The sequence below is a fragment of the uncultured Vibrio sp. genome (genome assembly GCF_947488985.1).
Lineage (GTDB): Bacteria > Pseudomonadota > Gammaproteobacteria > Enterobacterales > Vibrionaceae > Vibrio.
On sequence record NZ_CANLBV010000020.1, the window covers coordinates 46,656 to 61,754 of the forward strand.

At 44.2% G+C, this 15,099-nt stretch carries 18 protein-coding genes; 7 read left to right on the forward strand and 11 right to left on the reverse strand.

Annotation, left to right across the window (positions count from 1 at the left end; genetic code table 11):
* Window positions 1-91: 91 nt before the first annotated feature.
* Window positions 92-679 (forward strand): D-glycero-beta-D-manno-heptose 1,7-bisphosphate 7-phosphatase, encoded by a 588-nt coding sequence (gene gmhB / locus Q1A70_RS06905; protein ID WP_299688357.1) that lies wholly within the window; start codon window positions 92-94, stop codon window positions 677-679.
* A gap of 91 nt (window positions 680-770) precedes the next feature.
* On the forward strand, window positions 771-1,106 hold the full coding sequence (locus Q1A70_RS06910) for an MliC family protein (protein ID WP_299688360.1): 336 nt from the start codon (window positions 771-773) through the stop codon (window positions 1,104-1,106).
* 194 nt (window positions 1,107-1,300) lie between these two features.
* Here Q1A70_RS06910 and Q1A70_RS06915 read toward each other — a convergent pair whose 3' ends face one another.
* The gene (locus tag Q1A70_RS06915) at window positions 1,301-1,903 is read right to left on the reverse strand and encodes a YitT family protein (RefSeq protein ID WP_299688362.1); all 603 of its coding nucleotides are present in this window, start codon (window positions 1,901-1,903) and stop codon (window positions 1,301-1,303) included.
* Between the two features lie 347 nt (window positions 1,904-2,250).
* Between Q1A70_RS06915 and glyA the strand changes: the two genes are divergently transcribed.
* The gene (glyA, locus tag Q1A70_RS06920; protein WP_299688365.1) at window positions 2,251-3,501 is read left to right on the forward strand and encodes a serine hydroxymethyltransferase; all 1,251 of its coding nucleotides are present in this window, start codon (window positions 2,251-2,253) and stop codon (window positions 3,499-3,501) included.
* A gap of 238 nt (window positions 3,502-3,739) precedes the next feature.
* Here glyA and Q1A70_RS06925 read toward each other — a convergent pair whose 3' ends face one another.
* From Q1A70_RS06925 to tsaA, 5 genes are all read right to left on the reverse strand, one after another.
* A complete protein-coding gene (locus tag Q1A70_RS06925; protein ID WP_299688368.1) occupies window positions 3,740-4,066 on the reverse strand; it encodes a hypothetical protein in 327 nt (108 codons plus the stop codon).
* 228 nt (window positions 4,067-4,294) lie between these two features.
* Window positions 4,295-4,486 (reverse strand): DUF4250 domain-containing protein, encoded by a 192-nt coding sequence (locus Q1A70_RS06930; RefSeq protein WP_299688371.1) that lies wholly within the window; start codon window positions 4,484-4,486, stop codon window positions 4,295-4,297.
* A gap of 1 nt (window position 4,487) precedes the next feature.
* Window positions 4,488-4,691 carry a YaeP family protein gene (locus tag Q1A70_RS06935; protein ID WP_299688374.1) on the reverse strand — a complete coding sequence of 68 codons (204 nt, stop codon included), beginning with the start codon at window positions 4,689-4,691 and terminating at the stop codon, window positions 4,488-4,490.
* A gap of 338 nt (window positions 4,692-5,029) precedes the next feature.
* Complete coding sequence (locus Q1A70_RS06940) at window positions 5,030-6,757, reverse strand: proline--tRNA ligase (protein WP_299688377.1); 1,728 nt, start codon at window positions 6,755-6,757, stop codon at window positions 5,030-5,032.
* 99 nt (window positions 6,758-6,856) lie between these two features.
* Window positions 6,857-7,552, reverse strand: a complete 696-nt coding sequence (gene tsaA, locus Q1A70_RS06945) for a tRNA (N6-threonylcarbamoyladenosine(37)-N6)-methyltransferase TrmO (RefSeq protein ID WP_299688380.1) — start codon at window positions 7,550-7,552, stop codon at window positions 6,857-6,859.
* Window positions 7,553-8,094: 542 nt separating this feature from the next.
* On the opposite strand from tsaA, the gene Q1A70_RS06950 reads away from it, so the two are divergent.
* The gene (locus tag Q1A70_RS06950; protein ID WP_299688382.1) at window positions 8,095-9,681 is read left to right on the forward strand and encodes an AbgT family transporter; all 1,587 of its coding nucleotides are present in this window, start codon (window positions 8,095-8,097) and stop codon (window positions 9,679-9,681) included.
* Between the two features lie 124 nt (window positions 9,682-9,805).
* Here Q1A70_RS06950 and Q1A70_RS06955 read toward each other — a convergent pair whose 3' ends face one another.
* The 3 genes from Q1A70_RS06955 to Q1A70_RS06965 form a co-directional block, all read right to left on the reverse strand.
* Window positions 9,806-10,018 (reverse strand): IS3 family transposase, encoded by a 213-nt coding sequence (locus Q1A70_RS06955; protein ID WP_299688385.1) that lies wholly within the window; start codon window positions 10,016-10,018, stop codon window positions 9,806-9,808.
* 310 nt (window positions 10,019-10,328) lie between these two features.
* Window positions 10,329-10,772 carry a YaiI/YqxD family protein gene (locus Q1A70_RS06960; RefSeq protein WP_299688388.1) on the reverse strand — a complete coding sequence of 148 codons (444 nt, stop codon included), beginning with the start codon at window positions 10,770-10,772 and terminating at the stop codon, window positions 10,329-10,331.
* Between the two features lie 91 nt (window positions 10,773-10,863).
* Window positions 10,864-11,148, reverse strand: coding sequence for a hypothetical protein (locus tag Q1A70_RS06965; protein ID WP_299688391.1), 285 nt, complete (start codon window positions 11,146-11,148; stop codon window positions 10,864-10,866).
* Between the two features lie 720 nt (window positions 11,149-11,868).
* Here Q1A70_RS06965 and Q1A70_RS06970 point away from each other — a divergent pair.
* Window positions 11,869-12,387, forward strand: a complete 519-nt coding sequence (locus tag Q1A70_RS06970) for a GNAT family N-acetyltransferase (RefSeq protein ID WP_299688394.1) — start codon at window positions 11,869-11,871, stop codon at window positions 12,385-12,387.
* Here the strand turns inward: Q1A70_RS06970 and Q1A70_RS06975 are convergent.
* Together Q1A70_RS06975 and Q1A70_RS06980 are read right to left on the reverse strand one after the other, a co-directional pair.
* Window positions 12,353-12,661 carry a DUF3301 domain-containing protein gene (locus Q1A70_RS06975; RefSeq protein ID WP_299688397.1) on the reverse strand — a complete coding sequence of 103 codons (309 nt, stop codon included), beginning with the start codon at window positions 12,659-12,661 and terminating at the stop codon, window positions 12,353-12,355. The two genes, Q1A70_RS06970 and Q1A70_RS06975, sit on opposite strands and share 35 nt — an antisense overlap.
* A 100-nt stretch (window positions 12,662-12,761) precedes the next feature.
* A complete protein-coding gene (locus Q1A70_RS06980) occupies window positions 12,762-13,802 on the reverse strand; it encodes a DUF3549 family protein (RefSeq protein WP_299688400.1) in 1,041 nt (346 codons plus the stop codon).
* Between the two features lie 86 nt (window positions 13,803-13,888).
* On the opposite strand from Q1A70_RS06980, the gene Q1A70_RS06985 reads away from it, so the two are divergent.
* Both Q1A70_RS06985 and truC read left to right on the forward strand, forming a co-directional pair.
* Window positions 13,889-14,203: a YqcC family protein gene (locus tag Q1A70_RS06985; RefSeq protein ID WP_299688403.1), complete on the forward strand. Its 315-nt coding sequence runs from the start codon at window positions 13,889-13,891 to the stop codon at window positions 14,201-14,203.
* A complete protein-coding gene (truC, locus tag Q1A70_RS06990) occupies window positions 14,194-14,952 on the forward strand; it encodes a tRNA pseudouridine(65) synthase TruC (RefSeq protein ID WP_299688406.1) in 759 nt (252 codons plus the stop codon). Before Q1A70_RS06985 ends, truC begins: the two co-directional genes overlap by 10 nt.
* Window positions 14,953-15,099 lie beyond the last annotated feature (147 nt).

Sequence of the window (15,099 nt, forward strand, 5' to 3'; positions counted from 1 at the left end):
AACGTCGAATCTATAGGTTGCTCAGAATAAATCGTGAATTAACGCAGCACCAAATAGATAGTGATGAAGCAAATAAAGCGTGTAATAATTAATGATTAATAGAGAGTTGATAGAGAATAAAATTTTGTCTAAACCTGCTGTTTTTTTAGATCGTGATGGTGTGATTAACGTTGATCATGGCTACGTCCATGATGAGCATGACTTTGAATACATCGATGGTGTGTTTGAAGCGGCAAAAGCGTTTAAAGATATGGGCTACTTATTGGTGCTCGTCACCAACCAATCTGGTATTGCTCGTGGTATGTTTAGTGAAGATCGTTTTCTCTCTCTAACGCAGTGGATGGATTGGAACTTTGTTGACAGTGGCGTAGAGCTTGATGGTATCTACTACTGTCCTCACCATGCTGAACATGGTATTGGTGACTACAAGCAAGATTGTGAATGTCGTAAACCTAAGCCTGGCATGTTTATTTCTGCGCGTGACTTTCTGAAGATTGATATGGCTAACTCTGTGATGATTGGTGATAAAGCGGAAGACATGATGGCAGCAGAAGCGGCAGGTATCGGCACGAAAGTCTTAGTCAGAACAGGCAAGCCAGTTACGGATAAAGGTGAGGCACTGGCGAGCGTGGTACTTGATAGCATTAAAGATGTACCAGCATTCTTGAAAGGCGAATAATCTAGGGCGTACTTATTTGCATGGATGGCTATAATAGACATAGATAAAAGTAGATAGACACCGCTCACTATGTAAAGGCGAGGGACGCAGTATGAAAGCTATGTTTATGGCATCTTTATGTACATTGGCGTTAGTTGGGTGCTCAAAATCAGCAGCGCCGGATAATGCCATCTCAGATGAAGGATTTGTGACCTATCAATGTGAGTCTGATACTTCCTTTGATGTTGCTTATCTTGAGAATGAGAAGGCGGTGCTACGTTTACCTAAGCATGAGTATCGTTTGACTCAGATCCCTGCGGGGTCGGGTATTAAGTACATTTTAGATGATGGCACATCTGAACTGATCAACCGTGTGATTTTGTATGCTAAAGGTGACAATGCACGCCTTGAGCTTGGGCGTGTTATCTATAAAAACTGTCGCAAGTAAGCCTTGGTTGACCATTAGGCTTACAAGTCGCTAAGTGAGGGAGCCGCCCTCACTTTTCTTATCCTTTTGCACTTATCTCCTTTCCCCTTGCAAGCAGCGCACGTATCTTATGGAGCCCCGTCATTTCTCAATAGAGTATGTTCGTTCTCATCTCCTTTGAGGGAGCGTTAACGTCCACCATGCGTTCGCTGATATTAAGAGGCGTACTTGACTGAGTAGCGAGTTGGCTTATGGTTCATTGCCAATACGATGTTCAATACCGCAGTGCCCAATACCGAAACGGCAATTATCCAAGGTGATACAAAGAAGAAGGAGGCAAACAGAATACAAGCATCGATACCCATCTGGGTTCTTCCTACTGAGATACCGTAACGATCTTGAATGAACAAGCATAATACGTTGAAGCCACCCAAGCTTGAGCGATGACGGAACAGAATGAGCATACCTAAGCCCATCAATAACCCTCCTGCCACAGCACTGTACATTTCATTATGTACTTCTAATGAAATCACTAAGTGTAAGTTATCGGCAAACACAGACACCAAAGCGCCAGAAATCGCACTGCTAATGGCAAAGCTACGCCCAAATCGTTTCCAGGCCAATAAATAGAAGGGGCAATTAGCGATAAAGTATAAAGTACCAAAGGTTACTGGCAAAAATTGATTTAAAAGCAGGGCTAAACCAGTCGTACCTCCAGTTAGCAGATTCGCTGACTGTAAAAAGAACACGCCTAACGCCACTAAAAACGTGCCAGTAAGGATTGCAATCCAATCCTCTTTCCGTGAGTGTTTTTCCATCGTTTTAATAATTACCTAGCCAATAAAGGCTTGCATAGTAGAGAAAAACCTTACTTTTCGGTAGCTAGAGGAACGAAATTAAGGTAAACCTATGTAATCTGCGTTTTACAGGGTGTAAAGCGTAAAATTGACAGTAAGTATTATCTTTGGTTGGATAAGCTCAATAACCATGATAAACCTTATTTGTGATTATGAAAAAACCGCATGATAAAAGTGCAAATAGCGCTTTATGACCTAGATCAATTTATGTAGAATACGTCACATCAAAGCGGTGACGGAAACGTTTGCTTTCGGTCGTTGTGTGGTTTTTTTGAAACTTTCAGTACAATCTGAGTCAGGAGATACAGATGCTAAAGCGTGACATGAACATTGCTGATTACGATGCGGATCTATTCGCAGCTATCCAAGAAGAAACTCTTCGTCAGGAAGAGCATATCGAACTTATCGCTTCAGAAAACTACACAAGCCCACGTGTAATGGAAGCGCAAGGCTCTCAACTTACGAACAAATACGCTGAAGGCTACCCTGGTAAGCGTTACTACGGTGGCTGTGAGTACGTAGATAAAGTTGAAACGTTAGCAATCGAACGTGCATGTGAGCTGTTTGGCGCTCAATACGCAAACGTACAACCTCACTCAGGTTCTCAAGCAAACAACGCTGTCTACATGGCGTTACTGAATGCTGGCGATACCGTTTTAGGCATGAGCCTAGCGCACGGTGGTCACTTAACTCACGGTTCTCCAGTAAACTTCTCTGGTAAGCTTTACAACATCATTCCTTACGGTATCGATGAAGCCGGTCAAATCGATTACGACGAGATGGAAGCACTTGCTATCGAGCACAAACCTAAGATGATCATCGGTGGTTTCTCTGCTTACTCTCAAGTGTGTGATTGGAAGCGCATGCGTGAAATCGCTGACAAAGTCGGTGCTTACTTCTTCGTTGATATGGCTCACGTTGCGGGTCTTATTGCTGCAGGCGTTTACCCGAACCCAGTGCCACACGCTCACGTGGTAACAACAACAACGCACAAAACGCTTGCGGGTCCTCGTGGTGGTCTTATCTTGTCTAACGAAGGCGAAGACCTGTACAAGAAGCTAAACTCAGCAGTGTTCCCAGGCGGCCAAGGTGGTCCTCTAATGCACGTTATCGCTGGTAAAGCAGTAGCGTTCAAAGAAGCTCTAGAGCCAGAGTTCAAAGAATACCAAGCTCGCGTCGTTGCTAACGCAAAAGCAATGGTGGCTGAATTCTTAGCACGCGGCTACAACATCGTTTCAGGTTCAACAGAGAACCACCTGTTCCTCGTTGACCTAATCGACAAAGACATCACAGGTAAAGAAGCCGATGCAGCACTCGGTGCAGCGAACATCACTGTGAACAAGAACTCAGTACCCAACGATCCACGCAGCCCGTTCGTGACTTCTGGTATTCGTATTGGTTCTCCTTCTATTACTCGTCGCGGTTTCTCAGAAGCAGACGCGAAAGAGCTAGCAGGTTGGATGTGTGACATCCTAGATAACATAGGCGATGAGTCTGTTATCGAAGCGACGAAAGCAAAAGTACTAAATATCTGTAAGCGTCTACCGGTTTACGCTTAATTTTTTCAGTGTAGAGTGAACGAATTTTCGTGTCGCACATACTCATTTGCTAGCGCAAACTCCGTGGGAGTTCTTTGAACTTCGCTCATCTACTTGGAAAAGAGTTTAAAGGTCCCTTTTGGGGCCTTTTTTACATCTGTAGGTATGAGAGTTGGGCTGTCTGAGAATACAGAAAGGCGGGGTACGAAAAGGGCTGATATTTGCACATCAACCCTTTGTTGTTTTGTGTATATTGATTCTATTTTTTGATACTGAGCAGGGTGCCGGATTTACACTTAAACGAGTAGTATTTACGGCTCTCATTAAACTTACCTAAGCCCTCACCATCACAGTAGTCGATATTGATATCACGCATAATTTCTAGCGTATCTTCGCTGTCTAAGGCAAATTTAGACCCATCAGAGCAGACAATACGTATTCTTTCATCATGACTGACGGAGTAAACATCGACTTCGGTATTGCATAGTTCAAAAGATGCTTCGCGAAAGTGATCCTGTTGAGAATTTGTCGTGCAACCTGCAGTGAGTATGGCTGTAAGTACAGCCAAAAATCCGAGTTTTTTCATGGTTAATCCTTTCACTTTTATTAGGTCAGGCAATGTGTTGTGTGTTTTTTGTGGCTTCAGCTTATACATCAGCGCATTCTAATTCAAGCCGCATTATTTGATTCTAAGATCTAAAAGTATAGCGCAGACCGGTAATGTATATAGCTAGAGAGTAGCTTTGCTTAGATTGCAGCCATAAAAAAGGCCAACACTGGGTTGGCCTTGGGTATCAAACTCGGTATTTAATCATTATCGAAACTGTTTAGCTTCGGCAAGATACTCAAAACCGGCAGAAGCGAGTTTAGCCATTAAAGCCGCTTTGTCGATCTCGTAGAAATTAACCAAACGATCTAGATCCCCGCCGAAGTCGTCACGTAGCTTCATGTTGACGATACTCATCAGCATGATCGGATCCATCTTTTCAAAGTTCGCGAGATTCATATTAGTCCTCGAAATCTGAGATCAGTAGGTTTGCCGCCGCAAATGCTGCACGCTCGCGGGTTTCTTTAGCAAGAGATTCATCAGCCGCAAGGTCGTTCAATGTTTTAACCGCACAGGTGATCGCTTTTGGGATATAGCCTTGATCGCCACTGCCAATTTGAGAATACAGTTCACGTACCAAATCACAACAATCGTATACTTTCATCTTTATACCTAACCAAATGATAACTTATCTCAATATACAGATAGCGACAGGTAAAAACAAAGTGGAATCAGGGTTAGTTTGTCCTTGCTCAATATCTCATTTTATTCGATGCCGTTCAGCACTATATTCAAGCTGGTCAGTGCTACGGGGGGATATTTTATGTCTAGATGATCAGATCATGAAAACTAAAATTAGTTCAAAAAAAAACCTAAGCCATGGCTTAGGGATTTGTGTATAAGAGACAGGCGAATGTCTGCCTTTTAATCTTTAAGATGAGATAAAGTAACAAATTGAGTCAATATAGGCTTACTCAGTTACTCAGTTACTCAGTTACTCAGTTATTTAGCTACATTAGCTAGTTGAGCCTTAAGGTGCTCGATAACCGTGTCCATTGCGATAGCTTCTTTATCACCAGTACGACGGTTTTTGTATTCGAAGTTACCTTCGTCCATGCTGCGATCACCGATAACGATAGTGTGAGGAATACCCACTAGCTCGATATCTTTAAACATAACACCAGGGCGCTCTTTACGATCATCAAATAGTACTTCGATACCCATAGCGGTTAATTCAGCATATAGCTTCTCAGCTGCTTCTTTAACGCGCTCAGATTTGTGCATGTTCATTGGTACGATAGCAACTTGGAACGGCGCTAGTGCGTCTGGCCAAGTGATACCGAATTTATCGTGATTTTGCTCGATAGCTGATGCAACAACACGTGAAACACCGATACCGTAACAACCCATTTCTAGGATTACGCTCTTACCATCAGGACCAAGCACGTTACAGTTCATTGCTTTAGAGTAAGTATTACCTAGTTGGAAGATGTGACCAACTTCGATGCCACGCTTAAGTTGGATAGTACCTTGACCACATGGGCTAAGGTCACCTTCAACTACGTTACGTAGGTCTTCAACTTGAGCAAGCTCTACGTCACGACCCCAGTTGATGCCAAAGTAGTGCTTGCCGTCTACGTTTGCACCAGCGCCGAAGTCGTTCATTACAGCAACAGAGCGGTCAACGATGAATGGTAGTTCTAGGCCAACAGGGCCAAGTGAACCAGGACCTGCACCAACAAGTGCACGGATTTCTTCTTCAGAAGCCATCTCTAGTGGAGAAGCAACCTGTGGAAGGTTTTCTGCTTTCACTTCGTTAAGCTCGTGGTCACCACGGATGATTAGAGCAATGATATCAGCTTCTACTTCATCAGATGCTTTAACGAATAGAGTCTTAACGGTCTTCTCGATTGCTAGGCCGTGTTGTTCTACAAGCTCAGCAATTGTTTTTGCGTTTGGCGTATCAACCAGTTCCATCTCTTGAGTTGGCGCTGCAACTTCTTCAGTAGGAGCGAGTGCTTCTGCTTTCTCGATGTTTGCTGCGTAATCAGATTCAGAAGAGAATGCGATTAGGTCTTCGCCGCTTTCAGCGAGAACGTGGAACTCTTGAGAGCCGCTGCCGCCGATTGCGCCAGAGTCTGCTAATACTGGACGGTATTCAAGGCCCATGCGGTCGAATGCTTTACAGTAAGCATCGTGCATCGCTTGGTAAGACTTTTCTAAGCCTTCTTTGTCGATATCAAAGCTGTATGCATCCATCATAGAGAATTCACGTGCACGCATTACGCCAAAACGAGGGCGGCGCTCATCACGGAATTTAGTCTGGATTTGATACAGGTTTAGAGGTAGCTGTTTGTAAGAGCTAATCTCGTTACGCACTAGGCTCGTCACTACTTCTTCCGCTGTTGGGCTAAGAACGAATGGACGAGAGTGACGGTCTGTGAAACGAAGTAGCTCAGGGCCCATCTTTTCGCTGCGGCCAGTCTCTTCCCAAAGCTCAAACGGTTGAACTACGGGCATCAAGATTTCAACGGCACCTGCATTATCGATCTCTTGGCGAACGATATTTTCGACTTTACGCAGTACACGTAGACCAGTAGGTAGCCAAGTATATAAACCTGAAGCTAGCTTACGGATCATACCTGCACGTAGCATCAGCTGGTGGCTGATAACTTCTGCGTCGTTTGGAGTCTCTTTCAGAGTAGAAAGAAGGTAGTTACTGGTACGCATTCTATGGTATCCGTTTCATCATTGATAAAAGAAAACTTGCTGTCGTTCGTGACCACAGCAAATCTGATAGCCGCATATAATATCAGCCTATTTGGGATCTCAAAAGCGTTCAATGTCAGTTACATTGATGAAAAGCGTTTCAACCACGAATTTCACGTTAAGATCGAACAAATTTACCGCATACTCCTTACTGTCTGGCTTACCTTTTTTATAGGCAGGGCGAGGATCTTGGCCTAATACTTCTTTGATCACCTGAATGATATGGCGCGCTTGTGGATGGCTTGCGAGCTGACTTTGCGCTTGCTGCGAAAAGTTAACGTCGAGCACTTCAGGTTCATCGGCAGCAAACCCTCCCAATGCATCGGGAATCGAATCTGAGTAGGGGATATAAGGCTTGATGTCGATGATCGGTGTGCCATCGACTAAGTCGACGCTGCCGAGATCCAGCCAAGTTTGTCCCTTCTCTTGGGAGACCCCTTTAAGTTCAACCGCAGACATGCCAATCCCATTCGGTCTGAAGGTGGCTCGAGACGCGAATACACCAATCCGCTCATTGCCGCCAAGGCGAGGCGGTCTTACGGTTGGCTTCCAGCCTGCTGCAAGGTTCTTGTCGAACAGGAACAACAACCACACATGACTAAACTGTTCGATATTGCGGACGGACTCTAGGCAGTTTGCTGTGCCCACCAGCCTGATTCTTGAGGTGGATGTCGGTACCAACCTAGGCTGCCTTGGCACAGCGAACTTCTCTTTATAAGGCGATTCAATAAGGCCTACTGGAGTTATCGAGTACATGATTGCTCATCTCAATTTTGGTTTAAGGCGAAAGTACCACAAATTCATTTTTTTTTCTGATTGATACAGAGGCTGCTGCGGCATGTATATAAAGCTGCGTCGTCTATATAAAGAGGACTGTTATCAAATCACTTGCGAGCACTGTTCACCAATAAACAGTCAATTTGTGTAAATTGAGTGTAAATAAAACGGATCGCTGCTGGCCTTCATTTATTTGTCTTATTTTGTCACTTCTCTAAGCAAGCTGATCTCCGAGTTATATTTTATTATAGGAGATGTTGTTCTGTATGGTGCATTAAATCAGTAGCTTACCCTTAAGTCTATGTTGTTGGTGAATGTGTGATGTTGAATTATAATTTTATCATTTATTTCATATGTGGTGTTATTTGCTGTGTTTTGTTCTTTTTAAGTTAATAAGTGTCGAAGCGGACACACTTTGTAACATTTTGAATTTCTAATTGATAGTTTTGTCGCGTACTCTGCGCTGGCGATGTGAACATTTTTGTCACAATTGCACAGGAATAACTACAAGGAGGGAACTGATGAGTTCATCAGCTTCAATAAAAAATAACGCACCAAAGAAACCTATTTTTACCCGCTTTCTCGATGGTGTTGAGTATTTGGGGAACCTATTACCCCACCCAATCACTTTGTTCGCAATCTTCTGCGCTGCAATCATAGTTACTTCAGGTATCGCTGGATATTTCGAAGTATCAGTTATGGATCCTCGTCCAGAAGGATCGCCAGGTCGTTCCGCTGATGGCATGATCTACGTTGTAAGCTTGCTTAATGCTGAAGGCTTACAGCTTATCGTAACGAATCTCGTTAAAAACTTTGTTGGCTTTGCTCCGCTTGGTACCGTGCTTGTTGCATTGCTAGGTGTAGCGATTGCTGAGCATTCAGGTCTACTGTCTGCGGCAATGCGTGGCCTAGTAATGGGCGCATCTAAGCGCTTGGTTACGGTAACTGTAGTCTTTGCTGGTATCATCTCTAATACAGCATCTGAGCTTGGTTATGTGGTACTTATCCCTCTTGCCGCGATGCTGTTCCACTCTTTAGGTCGTCACCCTTTAGCAGGTCTAGCGGCAGCTTTTGCTGGTGTATCAGGTGGTTACTCTGCAAACCTTCTAATCGGTACGGTTGATCCACTGCTTTCTGGTATTACAGAAACAGCTGCGCAAATGCTTGATCCTACGTACAGTGTTGGCCCTGAATCAAATTGGTACTTCATGTTTGTTTCTACTTTCTTTATCTCAATTGCAGGTGCATTTGTAACTGAGAAGATTGTTGAACCAAAACTAGGTAAGTACAATGACGAAGAAGCGTCTGAAGACTTATCTAATGACTCAATGGGTAAGCTTACTGACATTGAGAAGAAGGGCCTTAAGCTTGCAGGTATCGCAGTACTGGTTGTTTCAGCACTTCTTGCGTGGACGATTGTTCCTGAAGATGGTGTTTTGCGCTCAGCAACGGGTACTATTGCCGGCTCACCGTTCCTAAAAAGTATCGTAGCCTTTATCTTTGTATTCTTCGCCGTTCCAGGTTTTGTTTACGGTAAAGTTACCGGCACAATAAAAACTGACCGTGACGTTATTGATGCAATGTCTAAGTCTATGTCTTCTATGGGCATGTACATCGTTCTTGTGTTCTTTGCAGCTCAGTTTGTTGCTTTCTTCAGCTGGACTAACTTCGGTCAAGTATTCGCAGTTGCAGGTGCTACGTTCCTACAGGATATCGGCCTAACGGGTCCAATGTTGTTCTTCGCATTCATCCTAATGTGTGGCGTCATTAACCTGATGATCGGCTCGGCTTCTGCTCAGTGGGCAGTAACAGCACCTATCTTCGTTCCAATGCTAATGCTAGTAGGCTACGCACCAGAAACGATTCAAGCGGCTTACCGTATCGGTGACTCAACAACCAACATCATTACTCCAATGATGAGCTACTTCGGTCTTATCCTTGCTGTAGCAACGCGTTACATGAAGAACTTAGGTATCGGTACTCTGATTGCAACTATGCTTCCATACTCAATCGTATTCTTGGTTGGTTGGAGTTTATTGTTCTACGTTTGGGTATTCGTATTTGGCCTACCAGTAGGTCCAGGTGCAGCAACGTACTACACGCCTTAGTTATAAATAATCGCTATAGAGCCAATATTTATAGAACAAACTGCTATAGAGTAATAAGCTTAAGCTGTTGTTTATAGATATAAAAACTGCATTTGAAGTGACCCCATAAAGTTGGACATTTCTGTTAAGCAGCTTGTAAGGCCTGATTTCGATATTCCATCGGAGTCAGGCCTTTTTGTTTCACCTTGATGCGTTTTGTATGGTCGGGCTCGATGTATTCGTCAATATGTGCGATTAAGTCATCCGCATCTTCAAAGTACTGATTATGGTACATTCCTGTTTTCAGCAAGGCAAAGAAGCTCTCTGCTACTGCATTATCTAAGCAGTTTCCTTTCACGACATACTTTGAGTTAACCCCCAGTCTGCAAGAGTTTTCTGATATTTTCTATGCCTGAAACCCATGAATGTCAAACACTTGTGCCCAGTAACATATTTGACGTGATGGTATGGATGAAGACGAGAAAGCTCTTCGGATGAACTCTCGCCTTGTCGATATTGTTTAGCAATAGAGCACTTCAATGCTCGACTGTACTTGGACACAAAAAGACCCCCAATAATTGGTGTCCAACTATTGGGGGTCAGTTCAATTGCAGTTTTTCGTTTAATCGATAAGCAAACTGGGAATGCAGTCTCGCTATTTTTTCGACTTAGCGTTTGGCTAAAAGTCGATCGAGGTGGTTAGCGAACTCTCGGCGATCGGTTTGAGACAGTGAGCTTGGTCCACCGGTTTGAATACCGCTTGAACGCATGGTATCCATAAAGTCACGGATGTTGAGGCGTGCTTTGATGGTCTCTTTAGTGTAAAGCTCACCACGAGAGCTAAGAGCCAGTGCACCTTTAGTGATCACTTCGTCAGCCAATGGGATGTCAGAGGTAATCACTAGATCGCCTTTCTCTGTTCGCTTTACAATTTCATCATCAGCAATATCAAACCCGCTCGGGACTTGAATAGAATGGATGTTGTTGCGCTTAGGAACGGGCACTAGGTGGTTTGCCACAAAGGTGCATTCAACCCCGGTTCGCTCAGCGGCACGTACGATGGTTTCTCGGATAACCTTGGGACAAGCGTCCGCATCAACCCATATCTTCATAGTGTTCTATTTCTCTGTTAGCTTGTTTAGCGGTCAACTTAATTGCTTCTGTAGCCTTATTGACCTGTTAGCTTATTGGTCCAATAGCTTATTACTCAGTTAACTTGGCTTCTAGCGTGGCGACGCGAGCGGTAAGTGCAAGGATTTGTTTTTCTAATTGGCTAACGCGATCAAGTGCTGGCTCTTCGGCGGTCGCTACTTCCACCTTAGGAACGCGATTGGCATTTTTCCAACTCTTGATTGTTGTGATTAACGCCGGCATTGGAACCGGTGTGCTCATTCGAGCTTTAACTAACGCAACGGTTGGCTCTTTGCCTTGTGCTTGCAGCCCTTCAAGCACTGATTTCAACTCTTCAGAAACATCTTTGGTAAGCATGTTGACCTCCATTTTTAATCTTTGGTTATTTTACTCGCTCTAGTGAATGATAGCGAATCATAAAACTGCCCATCGCGTGTGCGAGATCTCTTACAAACGCTGTGAGACAACACGAATATCAACCTAGAGAGATTGATGGGGTTGTGGTTAAGGGATTGAATTGTAATTGTTTTATATGATTAACAACTTAGCTCAATTAAAGTGTGACGCCAATCTATTGTCCCAAATCCTAAATCGCGTAAATTAAACCTTGTCGGAAGGATGCTGACACGGAATAGGAAAGCACCAAGGATTTGGTTATCTTCAGGATGAAGGTTTGGTTACTTAGGATTGAGTGATCAAGCATGGAGCGTAAGGACATTGTACGGATACAACGGTTAACAGGACGTTAGCTGCAACGGAGTGACAATGGACACCTTTAGGATTAAAGGGTTGGATTAGCATCAGGACGATGTAAAGGACACCGCTCACGGAACAAGTGATGTGCGCTAACTAGGATTGTTAGCTTTCAGGAAGAATTGGACACCGCTAGGATGGCGAAGTAAAGGATAGAGCTGAAGGATTACAGCCACTATTATGGATGATGCATGGAGCATTAATTCGTAGCCGGACTGCTGCAAGTAAGACCCTAGCCCTGACACTTCGGTGTCGGGGCTTTTCTTTTTCCTGCGATTTGCATATTCACTTTCTCCGTTTAACGGTTTAGACAAGGAGTGTTATATGACGATAGCCACATCAAGAACGGTATTGGTTCCCTATACCGACCAGTTACAACATGACTTCATTAAGTTGAATTGCTGCCCCATTAATCGTGCTCAAATGAATGGGCGCTACTCGATAGCCTCAGCCAAGCACCTGTTTCAAGAGATACTGCAAGACAACGTTGGCTTTTGCCGTGCGATTATCCACAATCAAACTCGTGACTACCTAGGGCACCTTTGTGTTTCATCTCAAGGCGGTCAGCACGAGCTAGGCTTTATTTTGGATAAAGAGTATTGGAAGCAAGGCTTTGCAAGTGAGGTGCTCAAGCCGTTTTTTAACTTGGTGTGTTTTGAAAAGCAGCTAACCAATGTTGTTGCGACGGTGAATGTGGGTCACTCTCCATCGATTAACTTATTGGAAAGACTAGGCTTTGTATTGAAAGAGACCAAACAAGATCTGTTTGGCCCTTATCTCGAGTATCGATACAGCGCGGATAGTGAGGTTACATTCTATGAGGCTGTAGCTCAAACCGCATAGAGCGGAAACCGACCATGGTGAGTTTGCCTGTGTAACAGTCATCCCCTAGTGCTGAAAACTCAAACTGATACACGGTGTGCCAGCGCCAAATCGTGGTGAGTTCGTGGCGCATCTTAAGCTTATGACCACTGAAAGCGACGCTTAACAGCTGTAAGTCGAGCTGTTTACACTTTCTGGCAATCGCCGCTTTTGCTAGCTCAGACTGCCGACGCTGCTGCCAAAACAAAAAGCAAAAGAAGCATAGCATCAAAATAGCCAATAAGTTCTCTATCATTTAATCCATACTTCCTTTTATCTCTCTATTCCAATCGTGATTTGAGTTTTTACGAGCTATTGTGATTTAGCTGCTTCTCTATGGAAAACTAACTGCTCTTCTATTGAGACTTAGCCGCTTGCTGTAATTTAATCAGCGCATTAGCCAGCTCTGGCGATGGGTTTGAATTCAATAATGGCAAAAAGACGATTCTCAATGCTGGAATCATCACTAAATCTGCAAATAACTGGTTGAACAGGTTTTGATTGCCCGTTTGTGCCAAGCGCAACAAGAATTGCTCGGCAATCGCCGGATCTTGTAGCACGTGCCAGCTGCGACCCGCCAAGCCAATCAATAATTCTTGATGGCTTAAGCGTGGGCTTGCCAACACTTGGTTAACCACTGAGTTGGTGATGCTTTGCTCTGCACCTGAAAGGGCGCGCACCAACGCAGAAAGCAGGAACAGATCCGGTTCTTTATTGGTGATTTCATTCTCAGCCATTTCTAACAAGCGTTGCGCGAGTTTATCATTGATTGGCGTATGCTCAAGCGCTCCTAATGTTGCGTATAGAGGTTCTGATGGCAGTTTGTTCAATGCTTTGCGAATCGCGACGCCATTTTGTTGGCTGCCTAGGCGAGCACACATATCGGTGATGCCTTGTAGGCCCACAGTTTGCCAATTGTCCCAGCCTAGCTCGCCAGTGAAGTAGTGTTGCGCGTGTTCATAGTATTGGCTCGTCGCAAGGCCTAACCCAGCACTTACTTGGCTATGGAATACCGCCATTTTGTCTTCAGAAGGCTTAAAGGTATAAGGGTTATTTGACAGCTTCTCTTGTTGTTCTTCGCTGATCTCGCCATTCAAGCGAGTGCCCATTGCTTCTAATACGAACTTTAGGAAGTTCCCCACATCCGCTTGATTGAGCTGGCCTCGCTCATCCAGTTTGAATTTCAGGAACCAAATCCATGGCTGCTTTTGTTCGTTCCAGTAGCAAATTGCTAAATGAGCTTGTTTCTGGAGTGGAAATGGGTATGGCTGTTTCCCTTGCTCAACATCAGAGAATAAGCTGTTGTCGATCTTTTGGATGCGACGACCTAGGTCGTAGATATCGTACTGGCAACCGCTATTTTTTAGTAACTGAGTGAGCGTGTGAATGGTTTCCATCGTAATAAGCTCCTAACTTTCTTTCCTCAATAGATGGTACTCTATGCGCCAATTTCAAGGTCACTCGATAAATAACTTGGTGAAAAATGACAGCTGCCACAAAGTTACCTCTTTTACTTCAACAATTAGAACAACAAATGCGCCAATGCTCGCTATGGGGCTCGCTTGCACCTTCGAACGAGGCTCTGGCAAGCGTTGAACCTTTTGCCATTGATACCCTACAACCACAAGAGTGGTTACAGTGGGTATTTATCGTTAAGATCAACGCAATGATAGCGGCGCAAATGGACTTACCTAAGGGGTTTGCGATTTATCCGTATTTTGGTGAAGTGTGGAAAAATGAGTCTGATAAGGCTGAGTTGCTGATGACCATTCAGAGCATTGATGAGGTATGTGCGTAATGTTAGAGATCATTTATCAAGATGAGTTTTTTGTCGCGGTGAACAAGCCTGCCGGTATGTTAGTGCATCGCTCGTGGCTGGATAAACATGAAACGCAGTTTGTGATGCAAACGCTGCGTGATCAAATTGGTCAGCACGTCTTTCCTCTGCACCGTTTAGACCGCCCAACGTCTGGCGTATTAGTGTTTGCTCTGTCGAGTGAGGTTGCCTCTGAGGTGATGCCAATGTTCGCTAACCATGAGATGCAAAAGACTTACCATGCAATTGTTCGTGGTTGGATTGAAGAGGGCGATACGCTCGATTACGCGCTGAAGGTTGAGTTAGATAAGATCGCTGATAAGTTCGCGAAAGAAGACAAAGAAGCACAAGAGGCGGTGACAGTCTATGAACCGCTAGCAAAAGTCGAAGTGCCATATTCAACAGGGCGTTTTCCGACTAGCCGCTACTGCTTGGTTGAGATGATGCCAAAGACGGGTCGCAAACATCAGCTGCGTCGTCATATGGCTCACCTAAGACACCCAATTGTTGGTGATACCTCACATGGTGATGGTAAGCACAATAGACTGTTTCGTGATGATTTAGATTCGCACCGTTTGTTGCTGCATGCGTCTGAATTACGCTTCATTCATCCTTTTACACAAAAGGAGTTAGTGATGAAGGCCAACTTAGATGAGACTTGGCTAAGGTTGTTTGCAACCTTTGAGTGGGATACTCAGCTACTCGATGCTCAAGCTCGCATATGTAAGTAAAGCTAAAGCAACAGTAAACCAGGCTAAAACAGCAATAAAAAGGGTTGATAGGGATATCAGCCCTTTTTATTGGTTCATCGCAGCTTTCCGGGGAAAGCCGCTTTTATCTTCAAGAAGAAGTAGTCTGTATCTCGATACCCATATCCC